The sequence below is a fragment of the Campylobacter sp. US25a genome, assembly GCF_004379075.1.
Lineage (GTDB): Bacteria > Campylobacterota > Campylobacteria > Campylobacterales > Campylobacteraceae > Campylobacter_D > Campylobacter_D jejuni.
Genome location: NZ_RYYM01000142.1, coordinates 1 through 262 on the forward strand (window position 1 = coordinate 1; position 262 = coordinate 262).

Annotated in this window: 1 protein-coding gene; it reads left to right on the plus strand. The window is 36.6% G+C overall.

Annotated features, from left to right (window positions below; translation table 11 throughout):
- Positions 1 to 262, plus strand: a 262-nt coding sequence (locus ELQ12_RS10065) for a M23 family metallopeptidase (protein WP_134264764.1), incomplete at both ends; no start/stop codon positions are given.

The following is a 262-nucleotide window of genomic DNA, read 5'->3' on the forward strand; positions in this document are numbered from 1 at the left end:
CTTTTAATACGCCTTTAAATTCTTTTATTACGAGTGATTTTGGCAAAGCAAGAACCTTTAATGAAAAAGTTGCAAGCTATCATAGCGGAACAGACTTTAGAGCCGCTGTAGGAACCCCCATCTATGCGGCTAATTCAGGTGTAGTAAAAATAGCAAAAGATCGCTATTTTGCAGGAAAATCAGTAGTCATTGATCATGGTTTTGGCATTTACTCGCAGTATTATCATCTTTCTAAAATCGAAGTTAAGGTAGGACAAAAGGT